Here is a 20,240-nt window from a genome sequence, read left to right on the forward strand (position 1 = left end):
GGCGGCCCCGGGGCCGGGGAACGAGGGCTGGCGACCGTCTGGGTGGCGGTCACGACGGCGACGCTCTGCGCGGTGTTCGCGACGCTGCTCGCCCTCGGCCAGGCCGTGTCCGCCCGTCACAAGGCCGGTGGCGCGGCGGACATGGCGGCGCTTGCCGCAGCCGACCGGGCGCTGTGGGGTGCGGAGGTGGCGTGCGGGGCGGCACATGAGGTTGCCGTGGCCCAAGGAGCTGAGATCGTGCGTTGCGGGGTCCAGGGTGAGGTCGCCGACGTGACGGCCCGCGCGCGTTTCGGCCCGTACGCGCCTGAGGTCAGATCGAGAGCGGGGCCTCCGGGGGCCCCGCTGCGTCCGGTGCCTGCGACGGGGCCGTCACTCGCAGCGGAGCCGCACGCACATGACCTCACTCCGCAGGGCCTTCCGGCCGCCGGCCCTCCGCGCGCTCCGCCGCGTGGCCTTCCCCGGGGTCCGGCGGCGCGGTCCTGAGCAGTTCGGTCAGGAGGCGTACAGCGCCCCGTTTGTGCAGTGGTTCGTTGCCGTTGCCGCACTTGGGAGACTGGATGCAGGACGGGCAGCCCGCCTCACACTCGCAGGACGCGATGGCCTGACGCGTCGCCGTGAGCCATGCGTGGGCCGTGTGGAAGGCGCGCTCTGCGAAGCCCGCGCCACCTGGGTGGCCGTCGTAGACGAACACCGTAGGGAGGAGGGTGTCGGGGTGCAGGGGAACGGAGACACCACCGATGTCCCAGCGGTCGCAGGTGGCGAAGAGCGGAAGCATGCCGATGGAGGCGTGTTCGGCGGCGTGCAGGGCGCCTCCGAGGATTTCCGGGCTGATCCGGGCGGCATCGAGCTGGTTCTCGGTGACCGTCCACCACACGGCACGGGTGCGCAGGGTGCGGGGTGGCAGGTCGAGCTTGGTCTCGCCCAGGACCTCTCCGGTGATCAGCCTCCGTCGCAGGAAGGAGACGACCTGATTGGTCACCTCGACGGAGCCGAAGCAGAGCCGGCCGTCACCCCACGGGATCTCGGTGTCTGTCTCCAGCACGGCGATCGCTGTCGTGTCACGGGCGTTGGTCGAGTAGGGAGGGACGGCTTCCTCCACCAGGGCCACCGAATCGTCCAGATCCAGCTTCCGGACCAGGTATGTGCGGCCCTGATGGAGATGGACCGCGCCCTCGTGGACGGCGGTGTGCGCTGCTGATTCATCGACCGTGCCCAGCAGCCGGCCGGTGCCTTCCTCGACGATCTGGACCGGACGGCCACCCCCGCCGCGGATGTCGGTGAGGTCGGCGGCCCGTTCGCGGCGGGTCCAGTGCCAGCCAGTGGCCCGCTTGCGCAGCAGCTTCGCCGCTTCGAGCTGTGGCAGCAGGGCGGGCACCGCGGGGCCGAAGAGGGCGATGTCGGTTTCCGTGAGGGGGAGTTCCGCGGCCGCTGCACACAGGTGGGGAGCAAGGACGTAGGGGTTGTCCGGGTCCAGGACGGTCGACTCCACGGGCTGCTGGAACAGCGCCTCTGGGTGATGGACGAGGAAGGTGTCCAGCGGGTCGTCCCTGGCCACGAGGATGGCGAGGGCGCCTTGCCCCGAGCGTCCGGCGCGGCCGGCCTGCTGCCAGAGGGAGGCGCGGGTGCCCGGATAGCCGGCGATGATGACGGCGTCCAGGCCCGAGACGTCGATGCCGAGCTCCAGGGCGGTCGTGGCGGCCAGTCCGAGCAGGTCTCCGGAGTGCAGCGCTCGTTCCAGGGCCCGACGCTCCTCGGGGAGGTAGCCGCCGCGGTAGGCGGCGACGCGCCCGGGCAGCGAGCGGTCCACCTCGGCCAGCCGTTCCTTGGCGATGAGGGAGATGAGCTCGGCGCCGCGCCGGGAGCGCACGAAGGCGACCGAGCGCACACCCTGGAGGGTCAGGTCGGTCAGGAGGTCTGCGGTCTCGGCCGTGGCGGTACGGCGAACCGGAGCTCCCTTCTCGCCGTGCAGCTCGGTCAGTGGCGGTTCCCAGAGGGCGAAGACCATCTCACCCCGGGGCGAGGCGTCGTCGGCGACCTCTTTGACGGGAAGGCCCGTGAGGTGGCCTGCGGCGACCGAGGGCTGTGCCGCGGTGGCGGAGGCCAGGAGGAAGACCGGATCGGATCCGTAGCGGGCGCAGAGGCGGCGAAGGCGGCGTAGTACCTGGGCCACATGGGAGCCGAAGACGCCCCGGTAGGTGTGGCACTCGTCGATGACGACGAAGCGGAGGGAGCGGAGGAAGGAGGCCCAGCGGGGGTGGGACGGGAGGATGCCGCGATGCAGCATGTCGGGATTGGTCAGGACGTAATTGGCGTACTGGCGCACCCATTCGCGTTCTTCGATCGGCGTGTCCCCGTCGTAGACCGCCGGCCGGATCGCGGAGCCCAGGGGTGCCGCGAGCGCTTTCACCGCGCGGCGCTGGTCGGCGGCCAGGGCCTTGGTGGGGGCCAGGTACAGGGCGGTGGTCCCGCGGCCGTTCGGAGCCTGGGAGCCGTCGAGGAGGGTGCTCAGCACCGGAGCGAGGTAGGCGAGCGACTTGCCGGACGCAGTCCCGGTGGCGATCACTACGGACTCGCCGTCCAGGGCGTGCTCGGCCGCGGTGGCCTGGTGTGTCCACGGATGGTCGATTCCGGCCCGGCCGATTGCCGAGATCACTTCCGGCCGGATGCGATCCGGCCAGGTGGCATGGGTTCCCGCCCGCGGGGGCAAGTGCTCCGTATGAGTGATGCGCGTTGCCCGGCCCGCCGCTGCGGCGAGCCGGTCGAGAACCACCGTGGGAGAGGGGCGCGAGCCCGCGTTCTCGGGTGGTCGACTGGGGCGGTGATTCTTGGCCATCGGCACCGAGTCTGTCACTGGCATGACGGACAATGGTCCCAAGGCGTCGTGCATGGCTGCTGGTAAGTGATTGAATGCCATCGCGGCTGGCGATCCGTCCCCTGGCCTCCGTCGGGGAGACTGAGGGGCGACCGCTCGATAGCAAGGTGCTGGAGGATCCGTGGACCTGTCCCTGTCGACTCGCAATGTGTCCGGCCCTGGTGGCGACCGTACGGTCGTCGAGGTCGGTGGCGAGATTGATGTGTATACCGCGCCCAAGCTGCGCGAGCAGTTGGTCGAGTTGGTGAATGACGGCAGCTACCACCTGGTTGTCGACATGGAAGGCGTCGACTTCCTCGACTCCACCGGCCTCGGCGTGCTCGTGGGTGGCTTGAAGCGTGTCCGGGCCCATGAGGGCTCGCTGCGCCTGGTGTGCAACCAGGAGCGCATTCTCAAGATCTTCCGGATCACAGGTCTGACCAAGGTGTTTCCCATTCACACCACGGTCGACGAGGCTGTCGCGGCTACCGACTGAGCCGTCGGTGCGGGTCGGCAGCTCCAAGGCCGACCGGCACGCAGCGACAGACCGGCAGGCGGCAGCAGACGGGCCGCCACAAGCAGGCGGTCGACCATGTGGTCGGCTGCCGGCTTCGTCGGTTTCCGGAGGAGAATGAGAACAGGGGTACCGGGCACCACGCCCGGGCCCCTGAGAAGCACGCCCATACGTTCGAGGGGGATGGCATGCCAACCGTTGAACTCCGCTTCAGCGCTCAGCCCGAACACGTCAGGACGGCCCGCCTTGTGGCAGCCGCCGTGGCGCGCCGGGCCGGCGTCGACGAGGCGGTGCTCGACGAAGTCAGACTCGCGGTCGGTGAGGCATGCAGCCGCGCCGTGGGGCTGCATCGGAGCCATCACATCGCCGCTCCGATCACGGTCATTCTGACCGAGGAGGAGAAGGCGTTCTCCATCGAGGTCGGCGACGGGCTTCCCGCCCCGGGAAGCGACGGCTCGGTGCGGGGAACGTCCGGTGGTGGAGGTCTGGACGACCCTGAGATCGACGCCGACAGCGAGGACGAGATGGGCCTCGCGGTCATCAGCGGCCTGGTCGACGACGTGGAAGTCCGGACGGGTGCGGACGGTGGAGTGATCCGCATGACCTGGCCGACAGCCCTGGCTGTCGTGCTCCCCTGACCCATCCTGCCTATTCCCCACGCACCCCCACGCACCCCGCCACCTCACCTCACCTGGCGTTGGCCTGCTCCCTCTGAGTGTTGTCCCCCGCTTCGCCACGCCTGCGCAGCACCCGCCTCGCGCTTCGGTCCCTGTCGAGCAGGGGCCTTTTTCTTTTTCTTGATCAATGATCTCGGGAAATTCGTACGCGCCATACTTCTGTCCCATTACTGCATTCGGGTTCGGGTGCGAGTGAGATCGTTTGCCATTGGGTGGACGAAAGTCGATTTCATTGACCACCCACTGTTTTGATCAGGTTTTGCTCCCTACAATCCGTCCACGTCTTGAGCGCTCAGCTTCAAGGAGGACGTATGGCGGAGTTCTTCAACACCCCCCTGGCAGAACTGACGCACGTACCCGTACCTTCCGGCCGGTCCACCTCACTCGCATCCGCAGTACTCACCGACGGCAACCGGCTGATCATCGTGGTCATCGCGGTTGTCGCCCTTGCCGCGCTGGTCGTGGCCCAGTTGCTCGTACGCCAGGTGCTGGCGGCCGGTGAAGGCACCGAACGCATGAAAGAGATCGCGGCGGCGGTCCAGGAGGGCGCGAACGCCTATCTGGCCCGTCAGCTGCGTACCGTCGGCATCTTCGCCGTCGTCGTGTTCTTCCTGCTTCTGCTGCTTCCGGCCGACAACTGGTCGCAGCGCGCGGGGCGCTCGCTGTTCTTCCTGGTCGGTGCGCTTTTCTCGGCAGCCACCGGATACATCGGTATGCGGCTCGCAGTCCGTAGCAATGTGCGCGTGGCCGCTGCCGCACGCGAGGCGACTCCCGCCGCGGGAGAGCCGGCAAAAGATCTCACCACCGTTTCGCACAAAGCGATGAAGATCGCTTTTCGTACCGGTGGGGTGGTCGGCATGATCACGGTGGGCCTCGGCCTGCTGGGCGCATCCTGTGTGGTGCTCGTCTACGCCGCCGACGCGCCCAAGGTGCTGGAGGGGTTCGGCCTCGGTGCCGCATTGATCGCCATGTTCATGAGGGTCGGAGGCGGCATCTTCACCAAGGCCGCCGATGTGGGTGCCGACCTCGTGGGCAAGGTGGAGCAGGGCATCCCCGAGGACGACCCGCGCAACGCCGCCACCATCGCCGACAACGTGGGCGACAACGTCGGTGACTGCGCGGGCATGGCCGCCGACCTGTTCGAGTCGTACGCCGTGACGCTCGTGGCCGCGCTCATCCTGGGCATGGCTGCCTTCGGGGACTCCGGGCTCGCCTTTCCGCTGATCGTGCCGGCGATCGGTGTGATCACGGCGATGATCGGGATCTTCGCCGTCGCTCCCAGGCGCGCCGACCGCAGTGGGATGAGCGCCATCAATCGCGGATTCTTCGTCTCCGCCGTGATCTCGCTCGTCCTCGTCGCGGTGGCCGTCTTCGTCTTTCTGCCGTCCTCGTACGCCGAGCTGGACGGGGTCACCGATGAAGCCATCACCTCGCACGGCGGCGACCCGCGCGTCTTCGCGCTGGTCGCCGTGGCCATCGGTATCGTGCTTGCCGCCTTGATCCAGCAGCTCACCGGCTACTTCACCGAGACCGGGCGGCGCCCGGTCCGGGACATCGGGAAGTCCTCCCTCACCGGCCCGGCGACCGTCGTGCTCGCGGGTATCTCCATCGGTCTGGAGTCGGCCGTCTACACCGCGCTCCTGATCGGTCTCGGCGTCTACGGGGCCTTCCTGCTCGGCGGTACGTCGATCATGCTGGCGCTCTTCGCGGTGGCCCTGGCAGGGACCGGCCTGCTCACCACCGTGGGCGTCATCGTCGCGATGGACACCTTCGGACCGGTCTCCGACAACGCCCAGGGCATCGCCGAGATGTCCGGGGACGTCACCGGCGCCGGAGCCCAGGTCCTCACGGATCTGGACGCCGTCGGCAACACCACCAAGGCCATCACCAAGGGCATCGCGATCGCCACGGCGGTTCTTGCGGCGGCGGCGCTTTTCGGCTCGTACCGGGATGCCATCGCCTCGGCGGTCGACGACGTCGGGGCCAGGGCGGGAGAGCTCGGGCTGAGTCTGGACATCTCGCAGCCGAACAACCTGGTCGGCCTGATCCTCGGAGCCGCAGTCGTGTTCCTCTTCTCCGGGCTGGCCATCAACGCGGTCTCCCGTTCGGCCGGGGCCGTGGTCCACGAGGTGCGGCGGCAGTTCCGGGAACACCCCGGGATCATGGATTACACGGAGAAGCCGGAGTACGGACGCGTCGTCGACATCTGCACCAAGGACGCGCTGCGTGAGCTCGCCACGCCCGGGCTGCTCGCGGTTCTGGCGCCGATCGCCGTCGGGTTCTCCCTGGGGGTCGGTGCCCTCGGTTCCTACCTCGCGGGAGCGATCGCCACCGGCACCCTGATGGCCGTCTTCCTCGCCAACTCCGGTGGCGCGTGGGACAACGCCAAGAAACTCGTCGAGGACGGCCACCACGGAGGGAAGGGCAGCGAGGCCCATGCCGCGACGATCATCGGTGACACGGTCGGCGATCCCTTCAAGGACACGGCGGGCCCGGCCATCAACCCGCTCCTCAAGGTGATGAATCTGGTGGCGCTGCTCATCGCCCCCGCGGTGGTGCAGTTCAGTTACGGCGAGGACGCGAGCGCGGGGGTACGGGCCCTGGTGGCAGGGATCGCCGTCGTGGTCATCGTCGGTGCGGTCTATGTGTCCAAGCGGCGAGGGATCGCCGTGGGCGACATCGACAGCGACAGCCCGAGTGGCAGTCCGGGTGGTGGTGGCCCTGGTGGTGACGACGGGGGGAGCGGTCCCGTCAAGTCCTCCGGCCCTGCGGCAGTTTCGTGAGATCCACGGTCGGAGAGCGGTGAGCCGGTAGTGACGCCTGCTCAGCGCGGCGGCGGACGGCGCGTTCTGATGCGCAGTCCGCCGCTTCCGTGGCCTGGGGCGGACTTCGGTGGGGGAGGCGGCTCGTACGGGTGTCCGAGTGAGCAGGTGAGTTGTATCTCCCTCATTTTCCTTGGTGCAAATGGCTGCAAAAGCATATATATCGAATGCCCCGCGCCTGATTGTCGCCCACTCGACGTGTAAGTTCCGGGGCCGAGAGCCTTGGAAGGGACCCAATCCGGTGAACAAGAAGCTTGCAGCCGCACTGTCCGGCGGTGCGGTACTCGTACTGACGCTGTCGGGCTGCAGCGACGACAGCGACAACAAGGTGAACGACTGGGCGAAGAAGGTCTGCGACCAGGTTCAGCCGCAGTTGCAGAAGATCGCGAACGCCAATGCCGCGATCCAGCAGCAGACGGGCGACGCCAGCAAGCCCGCCGACGTCCAGAAGACCGACTCGGCCGCCTTCCAGCAGATCTCGCAGGCGTACAAGGCGCTGGGCACGGCTGTGCAGTCGGCGGGTGCGCCGCCCGTGGACGGCGGAGAGACCACGCACAAGGAGGCCGTGAAAGAGCTCAACGCTTCCTCGACGGCCTACGCGGATCTGAAGACGAAGGTCGACACGCTCGATCCGAAGGACCAGGCGAAGTTCGCCGACGGTCTCAAGGGCATCGCCGACGAGCTGACAAAGATCAGCACCAATGGTGACCAGGCGCTGAAGAAGCTTCAGTCCGGCGAGGTCGGTTCCGCGATGGCGAAGCAGAAGGGCTGCCAGAAGCCGACGGCATCGGCTCCGCCCGCCTCCGCTCCGTCCGCCCCGGCGTCGAAGTCCGCATCGCCTTCGGCCTCGGCAAGCGAGAAGTCGTAGCAGTCGAGAAGTCGTAGCAGTCGAGGAGCTGTAGAGGGGCGAGGAGCCGTAGAGGGGCGAGGAGTCGTAGCGGTCGAGACCCTCGCAGCTGCCCGGCCCCGCCCCACGTGGGGGCCGGGCAGCTGCCGTTGTCGGCGCGAGCGGACACAATGGGCGGGTGAGTACGACCAGCCTCCCCGCATCCGACCATGCCCCCCGGCTCCGCGAAGCCCTGATCGCCGCCGCGTTCACCGCCGATGGCCTCCTCGAACGGCTCGGCGCGCCCGCCTACGCCGCGCTCGCCCGTAGCGAAACCGTCCCGGCGCTCCGGGCCACCCGCGGGGATTCACCGCTCGACACGCTGGTGCGGCTGTTCCTTCTGCAGCGCCCCGTTCCGGCCGCCGCGGCCGCTGCCGCCCTCCCGCTGGAGGAGTGCGTGGAGGACGGCTGGGCGGTCCACGAGGGCGACCTGGTCACAGCGACTGTCGACGTACGGCCCTACGGCGGTCCCGAGGGGCAGGACTGGTTCATCGTCTCCGACCTGGGGTGCGCGGTCGGCGGGGCCGGCGGCATCGGCTCGCACGAGGAAGGTGTCGTCCTGGGCGTCGGTGGGGCCTCCACCACGCTCGCCGGGATCACGGTACGCAGGCCCGTGGCCGCCGCCCTCGATCTCGGTACCGGCTCCGGTATCCAGGCCCTGCACGCCGCCCAGCACGCCACCCGGGTCACGGCCACGGACGTCAACCCGCGCGCGCTGGAATTCACCCGCCTGACCCTTGCCCTGTCCGGAGCGGCCCCCGCCGATCTGCGCGAGGGCTCTCTCTTCGAACCGGTCGGTGCCGAGACGTACGACCTGATCGTGTCCAACCCGCCCTTCGTCATTTCGCCCGGCGCCCGGCTGACCTACCGCGACGGCGGCATGGGGGGCGACGATCTGTGCCGGACCCTCGTGCAGCAGGCCGGGGACCGGCTCAACGAAGGCGGTTACGCGCAGTTCCTCGCCAACTGGCAGCACGTGGAGGGCGAGGAGTGGCAGGACCGGGTGCGCTCCTGGGTGCCCGTCGGCTGTGACGCCTGGATCGTGCAGCGCGAGGTGCAGGACATCACGCAGTACGCCGAGCTGTGGCTGCGCGACAGCGGCGACCACCGCACCGACCCCGCCCTGTACGCCGAGCGGTACGCGGCCTGGCTGGACGAGTTCGAGGCCCGCAGTACCAAGGCCGTCGGCTTCGGCTGGATCACGCTCCGGAAGTCCGCCGCGGCTGCCGCCGGGAATCCCTCGCTCGTGGCCGAGGAGTGGCCGCACGCGGTGGAGCAGCCTCTCGGGTCCGCCGTCGAGGCGCACTTCACACGGCAGGACTACCTGCGGGAGCACGACGACGCGGCGTTGCTCGCCGCGCATTTCACGCTCGCCGAGGAGGTCGTGCAGGAGCAGGTCGGGCTGCCAGGTGCCGAGGACCCCGAGCATGTGGTGCTGCGTCAGCACCGCGGGATGCGCCGCGCCACCAAGGTCGATGCCGTCGGGGCCGGGTTCGCCGGCGTGTGCGACGGTTCGCTGCCCGCGGGCCGGATTCTGGACGCCATCGCCCAGCTGATGGCAGAGGATCCCGTGCTGCTGCGCGACCGCACCCCGCAGGCGATCCGACTGCTGGTGGAGGAAGGCTTCCTGAAGCCCGTGCGATGACGGGGTGACGCGGCGCGCTGGTGCCGGCAGTGCGTTTCCCCCGGTGCGCCGTGGTGCCGGCGGTGCGTGTTCCCCCGGTGCGCAGTCGCGCTCCGTCCCCGAGCTCCGTTCCCGCGTACCGGAGCCGCGTCCTCCGACGCTCAACCTCCCTCTGACCAGCCCTGACGCACACGGGCCCACGCCGCTCCGGCACGGGTCGCGGATTCCGCTCACGACCGTTCCCCGGGCAGCCGTCCGGTGTTCACCCCGGGTTCGTGCCGACGTGCCAGCCTCCCCTCTGCCGAGCCGCGCGCACAGCGCGACGGCACGGGAGCCACGTGAAGCGCGACGGCGTACGAGCGCCACGCGGCAGCCGAGGGGGAGAGCGTGAGGGGCACGGACATGGAAAGCGTCACCACGGTCTTCGCCGGTGCGGCCTTCGCACTGTTCGGTGCCGCCCTCCTCGTCTGGACGGGGGCGCGCACCGTTCAGCGCGCGCCGGTGGCGCTCGGTGTGAGCCCCGTCGCCTCCACGGCTCTCGCCACGTTCTTCGGCGTACTCTTCCTCGTCCTCGGCGTGTGGTGCTTCACCCGCGTCTGATCCACGTGTCCGGCAGGGACGGCGGCGGCCGGACAGGCGTCCCGCACGGTTCCCCGACAGGGCCTCGAAACCCGCAGGCGACAGCACTGCGAGGAGCGGACCGGGCAGTCCGGGCGGCAGGAACGGCGGAAGTCGGGTTACCGTTCGAGTGGCCGTTGCGGGCTTTTGCCGTTTGACACGGGGGCGGGTTGTACCGTCACACTCCGCAGCGACAGCACCGCGCGCAGCGCCAGAGCGCTGCCCGGATGCCCACGAGTGCCGACCGGAGAGAAGAGCGAAGTTGTCCCCGACCAGCGAGAGCGCAGGCCGCCGACTCGTCATTGTCGAGTCGCCTGCCAAGGCGAAGACGATCAAGGGCTATCTCGGCCCCGGATACGTCGTCGAGGCGAGCGTCGGGCACATCCGCGACCTGCCGAACGGCGCCGCCGAGGTGCCGGACGAGTACACCGGTGAGGTACGCCGCCTCGGCGTGGACGTCAACAATGACTTCCAGCCGATCTACGTCGTCAATGCGGACAAGAAAGCCCAGGTCAGGAAGCTCAAGCAGCTCCTCGCCGAATCCGACGAACTCTTCCTGGCCACCGATGAGGACCGCGAGGGCGAAGCCATCGCGTGGCACCTGCAGGAAGTCCTCAAGCCCAAGGTCCCGGTCCACCGGATGGTCTTCCACGAGATCACCAAGGACGCGATCCGGGCCGCCGTCGCCAATCCGCGCGAGCTCAACCAGCGCATGGTCGACGCCCAGGAGACCCGTCGTATCCTCGACCGCCTCTACGGCTACGAGGTCTCGCCGGTCCTGTGGAAGAAGGTCATGCCGCGGCTCTCCGCGGGCCGTGTCCAGTCCGTCGCCACCCGTCTCGTCGTCGAGCGGGAGCGCGAGCGCATCGCCTTCCGCTCCGCCGAGTACTGGGACCTGACCGGCACGTTCGCCACCGGGCGCACCGGTGACGCCTCGGACCCCTCGACGCTCACCGCCCGCCTCAGCGCGGTCGACGGGCGCCGTATCGCCCAGGGCCGTGACTTCGGTCCGGACGGGCAGCTCAAGTCCGGCTCGGGCCAGACGCTGCACCTGGACGAGGCGAACGCCCGCGCCCTGGCGGCGGCGCTCGCCGACTCCACGTTCGCGGTCCGCTCCGTCGAGTCGAAGCCGTACCGCCGCTCGCCGTACGCGCCCTTCCGCACGACGACCCTCCAGCAGGAGGCGAGCCGCAAGCTGGGCTTCGGGGCCAAGGCCACGATGCAGGTGGCGCAGAAGCTGTACGAGAACGGCTTCATCACCTATATGCGTACGGACTCCACGACGCTCTCGGACACCGCGATCTCCGCGGCCCGCGCGCAGGTCACGCAGCTGTACGGGGCGAACTACCTGCCCGACAAGCCGCGGACGTACGCCGGGAAGGTCAAGAACGCGCAGGAGGCGCACGAGGCGATCCGCCCCTCGGGCGACCGCTTCCGCACCCCGGCCGAGACGGGCCTCACCGGCGACCAGTTCCGGCTGTACGAGCTGATCTGGAAGCGGACCGTCGCCTCCCAGATGAAGGACGCCGTCGGTAACTCCGTCACCGTGAAGATCGGTGGCCGGGCGAGCGACGGCCGGGACGCCGAGTTCTCCGCGTCCGGCAAGACGATCACCTTCCACGGCTTCATGAAGGCGTACGTCGAAGGCGCGGACGACCCGAACGCCGAGCTGGACGACCGAGAGCGCCGGCTGCCGCAGGTCGCCGAGGGCGACGCGCTGACGGCCGACGAGGTCACGGTCGACGGACATGCCACCAAGCCGCCGGCCCGTTACACCGAGGCCTCGCTGGTCAAGGAGCTCGAGGAGCGGGAGATCGGCCGCCCGTCGACGTACGCCTCGATCATCGGGACCATCCTGGACCGCGGCTACGTGTTCAAGAAGGGCACGGCCCTGGTGCCGTCGTTCCTCTCGTTCGCCGTGGTCAACCTGCTGGAGAAGCACTTCGGCCGGCTCGTCGACTACGACTTCACCGCCCGCATGGAGGACGACCTCGACCGCATCGCGCGGGGCGAGGCCCAGTCCGTGCCGTGGCTGCGGCACTTCTACTTCGGCACCGGCGACGACACGACCGGTGCGGGTGCCGCGTCCTCCGCGGGCAACGGCGACGGGGACCACCTCGGCGGCCTGAAGGAGCTCGTGACCGACCTGGGCGCGATCGACGCCCGCGAGATCTCCTCGTTCCCCGTCGGCAACGACATCAAGCTCCGCGTCGGCCGCTACGGCCCGTACATCGAGCGCGGTGAGAAGGACTCGGAGGGCCACCAGCGCGCGGACGTGCCGGAGGACCTGGCGCCCGACGAGCTGTCCGTGGAGCACGCGGAGGAGCTGCTGGCCAAGCCGAGCGGCGATTTCGAACTCGGCGCCGACCCGGTCAGCGGCCACCAGATCATCGCCAAGGACGGGCGTTACGGCCCGTACGTCACCGAAGTGCTGCCCGAGGGCACGCCGAAGACGGGCAAGAACGCGGTGAAGCCGCGGACGGCCAGCCTCTTCAAGTCGATGTCGCTCGATACGGTGACGCTGGCCGACGCGCTCAAGCTGATGTCGCTGCCGCGGGTCGTCGGTGAGGACGCCGAGGGCGTCGAGATCACCGCGCAGAACGGCCGCTACGGGCCCTATCTCAAGAAGGGCACGGACTCTCGTTCGCTGACGTCCGAGGACCAGCTCTTCGACATCACGCTCGAAGAGGCCCTCGCGATCTACGCCCAGCCGAAGCAGCGCGGGCGGGCCGCCGCCAAGCCGCCGCTGAAGGAACTGGGCACGGACCCCGTGAGCGGGGCTCCGGTGGTCGTGAAGGACGGCCGCTTCGGCGCGTACGTCACCGACGGCGAGACGAACGCGACGCTGCGGACCGACGACAGCGTCGATGACATCACGCCGGAGCGCGGCTACGAGCTGCTCGCCGAGAAGCGGGCCAAGGGGCCGGCGAAGAAGAAGACGGCGAAGAAGGCTCCGGCCAAGAAGGCTCCGGCCAAGAAGGCGACGGCGAAGAAGGCCACGACCGGGACGACGGCCAAGAAGGCCACGACGGCCAAGAAGGCGACCGCAGCCAAGAAGGCGCCCGCGAAGAAGACGGCCGCAGCGGCGAAGAGGACGGCTTCGGCTCCGTCCGAGGAGAACTGACCGTCGGGCATCGGTGCCGAAGCCGTGCGGAGCTGACCGCCGGCCGTTCGGGAACGCCGGAGGGGCCGGGACGTCCCGGCCCCTCCGGCGTTCGCGCGACAGGCGGCCCGCGTCCCTATGGGGGCATATGTTCGGACGCGGCCCCCGGGCACCGTTCCGTTCCCGATAGGCTGGGCGGATGACGCGAGCCGAGCAGCCACCGGTCGTGAGCCCCACCTCCGACACACTTGCCGCAGACTCACGCGAGCGCGCCGTACGAGCCCTTTTGCGTGTTCCCCCGCTCAGGCGGTTGTGGAGCGCCCAGCTCGTCGGCAGTATCGGCGATTCACTCGCCCTTCTCGTGCTTGTGCTGCTGTCGCTGCAAGCGGCGGTCCTCGAGGGCTCCTTCGGGACCGGATACCGCGGGGCGGCCTTTGCCGTCGCCGCCGTGTTCGGTGCCCGGATTCTTTCCACCGTGCTCTTCGGAGCCGTACTCCTGGGGCCTCTGACGGCGCTCACGGCGCCCGGCGGTCCCGTCGACCGCCGCTGGCTGATGATCGGGGCGGACGGGCTGAGGCTCGCTCTGCTGGTCGTCGCGCCCCTGTGGATCGACTGGATGCCGGACAAGGCACTCATGATGATCCTGATCACCGTCTTCGTCGCCGGGGTCGGCGAACGGCTGTGGGCGGTGGCCAAGGAGAGCGCGGCTCCCGCGCTGCTTCCCGCCCCGCCCCTGGAGGGCGCCGCCGTGCGCCCGCTGCCGGACCACCTCGACGCCCTGCGCCGGCTCTCCCTGCGGACGAACTTCCTGGCGGTCCCCGCGGCCGCCGCCGTGCTGGTGGTCGCCGCGCTGATCGGTGAACTGCTCGGCACCGGCTTCGAATGGTTCTCCCTCCACCAGGCCGCTCTCGGCTCCTACGTCGCGGCGGGACTCTTCGCCGCTTCCGTCTCGACCCTGTACTTCCTCGAATTCCCCGCCACCCGGACGCCCCGCCCGCGCTCGCCCCTGGAGGGGCTGCGCCGGCCGGTCACCGGAACGGGGTCCGACAAGGGCCGTACCGGCAGCGTCCCGCTGATCGTCGCCGCGTGCGCCGCGGTCGCCGGGGCCGTCGCCGCCGCTGCCGCCGTCTCGGTGCTGCACGCCGCCGACCTCGGTGGCGGGCCTGCCACCTTCGCCCTGCTGGTCCTGGCCCTGACCGGTGGCACCGCGCTCGGTATCCGTACCGCGCGCAAGGTGCTGCCCGCCCTGTCGCGCCGCCGGCTGCTGGCACTCGCGGTCGCCGTCACGGGTGTGGCCCTCCTCGCCCTCGGCCTGGTGCCCGACACCGCCACCGGGCTGCTGATCGCGCTGCTCGCCGGTTACGCGGCGGGCGTCGCCGCCCACATCGGGCATGCGGTCATCGATCAGGAGACGGAGGCATTCCGTCAGGCCAGGGCCACCGAACACCTCCAGGCCGTCGTCCGGGTGCTGGTCGCGCTCGGCGCGGTGGGCGGCCCGCTGCTCGCCGCCGCCATCGGGCGGCACCGCCTGGGGTCCGGTGACTTCGTCTTCGCGCACGGTGGTGCGGCCTTCGCGCTGATGCTCATCGGCGCGTTGCTGCTGCCCGTCGCGGTGATCGTCCTCGCCAGGACCGACGACCGTGCCGGTGTGCCGCTGCGCCGTGATCTGCGTGAGGCGCTGCGTGGCGGCGATCCCGCCGTCGCACCCGCGGCGAACGGTTTCTTCCTCGTCCTGGAGGGCGGCGACGGAGCCGGCAAGTCCACCCAGGTCGAGGCGCTCGCCGAATGGATCCGTGCCAAGGGCCACGAGGTCGTCGTGACCCGCGAACCCGGCGCCACCCCGGTCGGCAAGCGGCTGCGTTCGATCCTGCTGGACGTCTCGTCGGCAGGTCTGTCCAACCGCGCGGAAGCACTGCTGTACGCAGCCGACCGCGCCGAGCACGTCGACTCGGTCGTCCGCCCGGCACTGGAGCGCGGCGCGATCGTCATCTCGGACCGTTACATCGACTCCTCGGTCGCCTACCAGGGCGCGGGCCGTGACCTCGCCCCGACCGAGATCGCCCGGATCTCACGCTGGGCGACGAGCGGGCTCGTACCGCATCTGACCGTGCTTCTGGACGTCGACCCGGAGACGGCACGGGAGCGCTTCACCGAGGCGCCCGACCGGCTGGAGTCCGAGCCGGCCGAATTCCACACCCGGGTCCGGTCCGGCTTCCTCACCCTCGCGGCGGCCGACCCGGCCCGCTACCTCGTGGTGGACGCCGGTCAGGAACCGGAAGCGATCACTACCGTCGTACGCCACCGGCTCGACCACCTCCTGCCGCTCTCCGAGGCCGAGATCAAGGCCCAGGAGGACGCGCGCAAGGCAGCCGAGGAAGAGGCCAGGCGCAAGGCCGAGGAAGAGGCCGCCCGGAAGGCCGAGGAGGAGCGGCTGGAGCGTGAGCGGCAGGCTCAGCTCGCCAAGCTCCGCGCCGAGGAGGAGGAGCGCAAGCGCCGCGAGGAGGAAGAGGCGCGGCAGCGCGAGGCCGAACGGCAGGCGGAGGAGGCCCGGCAGCGCGCCGAGGAGGCACGCCGCCGTGCGGAGGAGGAGCGGGCCCGTCTCGAGGCCGAGGAGCGGGTGCGTGAGGCCGAGCAGGAGCGGCTGCGCCGGCAGGCCCAGGAGGAGGCGCGACTTCGCAAGGAGGCGGAGGAACTGCGCCTTGAGAAGCAGCGCAAGGCGGAGGAGGCGCTCGTACGGGCCGAGGAGGCACGCCGTCGCGCCGAGGCCGAGGCTGCTGTCCGGGCCGAGGAGGCCGCTGCCGCGCAGCGTTCCCAGGAGTCCGGCCGTTCCGGTTCCGGGTCCACGGGGCAGTCCGTACCGGACAACGAGCTCACCGTGCCGACTCCGATCGTGAACCCCAACGAGATCACGCAGCCCGTGCCGGTCGCCCGGCCGGACAGCCCGGCGCGCGACGCGGACGAGACGACCGTCCTGCCGCCCGTCCGGGACGCGGACGAGACGGCTGTACTGCCGCCCGTGCGCGACGAGAACCCCTCGGACCGGGTACCGCCGGGCGTCTTCCGCGACGAGCGCCGCGCTTCCCGCCCCGAGGGTGAGAACGAGCGCACGCGCGAGCTGCCCCAGGTCAGCGACGACCCGCAGGCCGGACGGGCGGCGCAGGGCGCCTCCGGCCGCCAGAAGCGGCCGCGTCCCGACTGGGCCGAGGAGACGCCGCTCGACGATCTGCCGTCCCTGGCCGACGAACTGCTCGGCGACCAGGACGAGGACCAGGGCGGCTCCGGACGCGGCGGGCGCCGACCGCGCCGCTGACGACGGGCGGGCGGTGGGCCAGGGGACGGAACGCCGGGACTGTCAGAGCCTTCCCGCACAATAGGGAAGCGCTGGGATTCCGGCGTCCCCGCACCACACCACCGGAAGGGCGGTGACCATGACCGTATGGGACGACCTGGTCGGACAGGACCGGGTGCAGGAGCAGCTCGGCGCCGCAGCCCGGGACGCCGACGCACTGGTCACCGCCAATTCCACGGGCGAGCCGGTGCCCCCCGGCTCCAAGATGACCCATGCCTGGCTGTTCACGGGCCCGCCCGGCTCCGGCCGGGCCACCGCCGCCCGCGCCTTCGCCGCCGCGCTCCAGTGCACCAGCCCTGACCGGGCCCTGGGCGGGGCGCCCGGCTGCGGCTTCTGCGACGGCTGCCACACGGCGCTGATCGGCACCCACGCCGATGTCGAGGTGATCCGCACGGATCTGCTCTCCATCGGTGTGAAGGAGACCCGTGAGCTGGTCCGCCGTGCGCAGTTGTCCCCCGCCGTGGGCCGCTGGCAGGTCATCGTCATGGAGGATGCCGACCGCCTCACCGAGGGCGCGGGAAACGTCCTGCTGAAGGCGGTGGAGGAGCCCGCGCCCCGCACGGTGTGGTTGCTCTGCGCCCCCTCCCTCGAGGACGTGCTGCCCACGATCCGCTCCCGCTGCCGTCATCTCACGCTGCGTACGCCTCCGGTGGAGGCCGTGGCCGATGTACTGATCAGGCGTGACGGCATCGATCCCGAGCGGGCCGCGTCCGCGGCCCGTGCCACTCAGGGGCACATCGGCAGGGCGCGCCGCCTGGCCACGGACGAGCGTGCGCGTGCGCGCCGTGCCGCCGTGCTCAAGCTCCCGCTGCGCGTCCACGACGTCGGTGGCTGCCTCAAGGCGGCCCAGGAGCTGATCGATACGGCCACGGACGACGCCAAGCAGGTCGCCGAGGATGTCGACGTCAAGGAGACGGACGACATGAAGGCGGCGCTCGGCGGTGTGGCCGGGGGCCGGATGCCGCGCGGGACGGCGGGTGCGATGAAGGAGCTGGAGGACAGGCAGAAGCGACGCAGGACGCGTACGCAGCGGGACAGCCTCGATCTGGCGCTGAGCGAACTCACCGGTTTCTACCGCGATGTGCTGGCTCTTCAGCTCGGCTCCCGGATCGCCCTCGCCAACACCGATGTACAGGATGCTCTCGACCGGATCGCCGAGTCGTCCACGCCCGAGCGCACCTTGCGCCGGATCGAGGCCGTGATCGCCTGCCGCCGTGCCCTCGACCGTAACGTCGCGCCCCTGCTCGCCGTGGAGGCGATGACGGTGACGCTCCGAGCGGGCTGAGGTCCGGCGTCGGCGTATCCCGTAGGGCTCCGCTCGGATGGTGAATTCACCCGTATGAGTGGGGAATCGGTTGGGTCGTCCCACGGCGGCTACGCTCCGAGGATGGACACCAGGCGCCTGCTCCGAATCCTTTCCACCGCGCTCGGCACTGCCGGCCTTCTCGTCTCCGGCTGCAGCAGTGGTGGTTCGGCACCGAGTGCGTCGGCGACGGGTTCGGCCGTCACCGAGGAACTCCAGCCGTACTACGGGCAGAAACTGCGCTGGCGGAACTGCGGTGTGGAGGGTTTCCAGTGCGCCACGATGAAGGCCCCGCTGGACTACGCGAAGCCTGACGACGGAGACGTCAAGCTGGCCGTCTCCCGTAAGAAGGCCACGGGGCCGGGCAAGCGGATCGGCTCGCTCCTGGTGAATCCCGGTGGTCCCGGCGGCTCGGCCGTCGGCTATCTCCAGGGGTACGCGGGCATCGGCTACCCCGCCCCTGTCCGTGCCCGGTACGACACGGTGGCCATCGATCCGCGCGGGGTGGCCCGCAGCGAACCGGTCGAGTGCCTCACCGGCAAGGAGATGGACGCCTACACGCAGGTGGACCAGACCCCGGACGACCGGGGCGAGATCACCGCGCTGAAGAAGTCCTACGCGAAGTTCGCCGACGGCTGTGCGAAGCGCTCCGGCGAGATCCTCCCGCATGTCTCCACGGTCGAGACGGCGCGAGACATGGACATCCTGCGCTCCCTGCTCGGCGACGAGAAGCTGCACTACGTCGGCGCCTCGTACGGCACGTTCCTCGGCGCGACCTACGCCGAGCTGTTCCCCACCCGGGCCGGACGCCTCGTCCTGGACGGGGCGATGGACCCCTCGCTTCCCGCTGTCGACATCAACCGCGACCAGACCGCGGGCTTCGAGGCCGCCTTCCAGTCCTTCGCCGCGGACTGTGTGAAGCAGGCCGACTGTCCGCTCGGCACCACGTCCACCGCCGATGCGGCGACGGCGCTGAAGAAGCTCTTCACCGATCTGGACTCCGCACCCGCGGCGACCGGTGAGCCCCGGAAGCTGACCGAGTCCCTGGCGACCACGGGTGTGATCGCCGCCATGTACGACGAGGGCGCCTGGCCCCAGCTCCGCGAAGCGGTCGCCGGCGCGCAGCGCGGGGACGGCTCCGGTCTGCTCGCTCTGGCCGACAGTTACTACGAGCGCGAGCCGAGCGGTGAGTACGCCAATCTCATGTTCGCCAACGCCGCTGTGAACTGTCTGGACCTGCCCCCCGCGTTCACCGGCACCGCGGCGGTGGAGAAGGCGCTCCCGGAGTTCGAGAAGGCCTCGCCGGTCTTCGGCAGGGGCTTCGCCTGGGCCGCCCTGAACTGCGGCTCCTGGCCCGTGGACCCCACCGGTACCCCGCACCGCACCGAGGCGGAGGGCGCCGCGCCGATCGTCGTCGTCGGCACCACCCGCGACCCGGCGACCCCGTACAAGTGGGCCGAGTCCCTCGCGGACCAGCTCTCCTCCGGCACTTTGCTGACCTACGAGGGTGACGGGCACACGGCGTACGGCCGGGGCAGCGACTGCGTCGACACGGCGATCAACACCTATCTGCTGGACGGCACGCCGCCCAAGGACGGCAAGAAGTGCACCTGACCTGGGGATACGGCGGTCAGGGCGGGCGGTGCGGAGCACCCCTGGAAACTGTGTAGAATTGGCGTCGCTGCTGACCGCACCATGGTGCGACAGAGCGTGCCGCCTTAGCTCAGTTGGCCAGAGCAACGCACTCGTAATGCGTAGGTCTCGGGTTCGAATCCCGAAGGCGGCTCTGTAGAAGCCTCAGGACTCACTCGCCGTGACCTGGGGCTTTTGCTTTTGTAAAGATCAATTCATGGCAGTTGGACGCCCCTTCCTGGGCGCCATGACCGCCTCCGGTGGACAACCGGTGGACAGGCGTGCAGCGAGCGCGCAGAGCGGTGGACAAGCGGGTTGTTGCCGAAGGGGGACGAGCGGCCGGGATCCGGGCCGCGTTCGCGCTTCACGTCACGTCGCTGCGGTCTTCCAGCGCATGGTCCAGCGGGCCTGGCCTTTGACTGTGGGGTCGAGCGACATGATCGCCATGTAGACGCACTTCAAGGCGCCCTGCTCATCCGGGAAGTGCCGGTGGGCTTTGACCGCCAGCCGGATCCTGGCATTCACGGACTCGATCGCGTTCGTGGTGCAGAACGATGCGGCGGATCTCGGTGTCGAAGCGGAGGAACGGGGTGAACTCCTCCCAGGCGTTCTCCCAGAGCCGGACGATCGCCGGATGCTTCTTGCCCCAGGCGTCGGCGAACTCGGCGAACCGCTCGAGTGCTGCCTCCTCGGTCGGTGCTGCGCAGACGGGCTTGAGACCTTCGCGATCTTGCCCCGGTCCTGGCGGGCGGCCATGTGTCTCCTTTCGATCTTTTGACTGCTCGTAGGCAGACGTCGGGAGCGAGCCGGATAGTCGGCCACGATGTACGTGGTGCACGGGTGCCGGGCTATCCAAGCCTT

Annotated in this window: 12 protein-coding genes, 1 tRNA gene and 1 pseudogene; 12 read left to right on the forward strand and 2 right to left on the reverse strand. The window is 70.1% G+C overall.

Annotated elements, in window-relative coordinates:
• Window positions 1-72 precede the first annotated feature (72 nt).
• The gene (locus tag ACFYQ5_RS01980) at window positions 73-483 is read left to right on the forward strand and encodes an Rv3654c family TadE-like protein (RefSeq protein WP_389191965.1); all 411 of its coding nucleotides are present in this window, start codon (window positions 73-75) and stop codon (window positions 481-483) included.
• Here ACFYQ5_RS01980 and ACFYQ5_RS01985 read toward each other — a convergent pair.
• Window positions 401-2,914, reverse strand: a complete 2,514-nt coding sequence (locus ACFYQ5_RS01985) for a DEAD/DEAH box helicase (RefSeq protein WP_389191659.1) — start codon at window positions 2,912-2,914, stop codon at window positions 401-403. The two genes, ACFYQ5_RS01980 and ACFYQ5_RS01985, sit on opposite strands and share 83 nt — an antisense overlap.
• Window positions 2,915-2,993: 79 nt before the next feature.
• On the opposite strand from ACFYQ5_RS01985, the gene ACFYQ5_RS01990 reads away from it, so the two are divergent.
• The 11 genes from ACFYQ5_RS01990 (at window position 2,994) to ACFYQ5_RS02040 (ending at window position 19,533) form a co-directional block, all read left to right on the forward strand.
• Window positions 2,994-3,347, forward strand: a complete 354-nt coding sequence (locus tag ACFYQ5_RS01990) for an STAS domain-containing protein (RefSeq protein WP_003967428.1) — start codon at window positions 2,994-2,996, stop codon at window positions 3,345-3,347.
• Between the two features lie 206 nt (window positions 3,348-3,553).
• On the forward strand, window positions 3,554-4,003 hold the full coding sequence (locus ACFYQ5_RS01995) for an ATP-binding protein (RefSeq protein WP_389191661.1): 450 nt from the start codon (window positions 3,554-3,556) through the stop codon (window positions 4,001-4,003).
• A gap of 350 nt (window positions 4,004-4,353) precedes the next feature.
• Window positions 4,354-6,825 (forward strand): sodium-translocating pyrophosphatase, encoded by a 2,472-nt coding sequence (locus tag ACFYQ5_RS02000; protein WP_389191664.1) that lies wholly within the window; start codon window positions 4,354-4,356, stop codon window positions 6,823-6,825.
• A gap of 280 nt (window positions 6,826-7,105) precedes the next feature.
• Window positions 7,106-7,732, forward strand: a complete 627-nt coding sequence (locus tag ACFYQ5_RS02005) for a small secreted protein (protein ID WP_389191667.1) — start codon at window positions 7,106-7,108, stop codon at window positions 7,730-7,732.
• Window positions 7,733-7,889: 157 nt separating this feature from the next.
• Window positions 7,890-9,395 (forward strand): methyltransferase, encoded by a 1,506-nt coding sequence (locus ACFYQ5_RS02010; protein WP_389191670.1) that lies wholly within the window; start codon window positions 7,890-7,892, stop codon window positions 9,393-9,395.
• A gap of 381 nt (window positions 9,396-9,776) precedes the next feature.
• Window positions 9,777-9,974 (forward strand): hypothetical protein, encoded by a 198-nt coding sequence (locus ACFYQ5_RS02015; protein ID WP_389191673.1) that lies wholly within the window; start codon window positions 9,777-9,779, stop codon window positions 9,972-9,974.
• 280 nt (window positions 9,975-10,254) lie between these two features.
• Window positions 10,255-13,116: a type I DNA topoisomerase gene (gene topA, locus ACFYQ5_RS02020; RefSeq protein WP_389191674.1), complete on the forward strand. Its 2,862-nt coding sequence runs from the start codon at window positions 10,255-10,257 to the stop codon at window positions 13,114-13,116.
• Window positions 13,117-13,294: 178 nt separating this feature from the next.
• A complete protein-coding gene (gene tmk, locus ACFYQ5_RS02025) occupies window positions 13,295-16,405 on the forward strand; it encodes a dTMP kinase (protein ID WP_389191676.1) in 3,111 nt (1,036 codons plus the stop codon).
• 118 nt (window positions 16,406-16,523) lie between these two features.
• The gene (locus ACFYQ5_RS02030; RefSeq protein ID WP_389191679.1) at window positions 16,524-17,729 is read left to right on the forward strand and encodes a DNA polymerase III subunit delta'; all 1,206 of its coding nucleotides are present in this window, start codon (window positions 16,524-16,526) and stop codon (window positions 17,727-17,729) included.
• A gap of 102 nt (window positions 17,730-17,831) precedes the next feature.
• On the forward strand, window positions 17,832-19,361 hold the full coding sequence (locus ACFYQ5_RS02035; protein WP_389191682.1) for an alpha/beta hydrolase: 1,530 nt from the start codon (window positions 17,832-17,834) through the stop codon (window positions 19,359-19,361).
• 98 nt (window positions 19,362-19,459) lie between these two features.
• Window positions 19,460-19,533: transfer RNA gene (locus tag ACFYQ5_RS02040), tRNA-Thr, on the forward strand.
• 215 nt (window positions 19,534-19,748) lie between these two features.
• On the opposite strand, the pseudogene ACFYQ5_RS02045 reads toward ACFYQ5_RS02040, so the two are convergent.
• A pseudogene (locus ACFYQ5_RS02045) lies at window positions 19,749-20,132 on the reverse strand (transposase); the annotation flags it as partial.
• Window positions 20,133-20,240 lie beyond the last annotated feature (108 nt).

Source organism: Streptomyces sp. NPDC005794 (assembly GCF_042871445.1).
In the GTDB taxonomy this organism is placed as follows: Bacteria; Actinomycetota; Actinomycetes; order Streptomycetales; family Streptomycetaceae; genus Streptomyces.